Source organism: Mesorhizobium sp. M7A.F.Ca.CA.002.04.1.1 (assembly GCF_004022805.1).
GTDB classification, from domain to species: domain Bacteria; phylum Pseudomonadota; class Alphaproteobacteria; order Rhizobiales; family Rhizobiaceae; genus Mesorhizobium; species Mesorhizobium ciceri.
Genome location: NZ_RZPL01001237.1, coordinates 1 through 667, shown reverse-complemented (window position 1 = coordinate 667; position 667 = coordinate 1). Strand labels below are relative to the sequence as shown.

The following is a 667-nucleotide window of genomic DNA, read 5'->3' as shown; positions in this document are numbered from 1 at the left end:
TTGCAGAAGCGCGACAGGCTTTCGGGTGTCACGGCCCAGACTGCCCCATCGACACCTCCGCCGACGGCAACCTGAGCGGTTGGCGACTGACGCCTTCGCCCTATAAGGGCAATCAATATCGGCGATAGGGCGCCACTGGTCGCGCCCTATCGCATATTGGCCACGGGTGCCCGCCGTTGTCCCAGATGCCGGACCTTACGGCCGATGATCATCAGCTGGCGCGCGGTGTTGTTGCGCAGGCGCCGCACGCGCCATTCCAGCCCGGTGTCGGCGGTAATCGACTTGGCATAGTAACTGACCCGCATGCCATCCTCATCGGCAGCCACCTTGACCGGGTCGTCATAGAAGGCGTTGATCTTGTCAGCCGCCATGCCTGGAGTTTCGAGCCAGCGTGGAATGTGAACCGAATGGAGCTGATCGACATCGGTCATCACGCGGCCGATGCCGACGCCCGGCGTCGGACACGTGGTACAGAAAGCATCGCCGATGAAGATGACCCCGTCGCGGCGATGGCCTTGCGTCGTGCTCAGACTGATCTGCCTGACCTCGACAGGACTCGCGACTTCGAAGTTGCCGCATCGCACGGCTATTTCGGGCATCAATTCGCAGAGCATCTTTTGCGGCTCCTGGCGGAACGCCCGCGTCCACGGCTCGGCCACATTGCGAT

1 pseudogene is annotated in these 667 nt (G+C 62.5%); it reads right to left on the bottom strand.

From position 1 onward, the window contains the following. Positions 1 to 146 precede the first annotated feature (146 nt). Positions 147 to 667, bottom strand: a pseudogene (locus tag ENZ75_RS33555) (FAD-dependent monooxygenase); the annotation flags it as partial.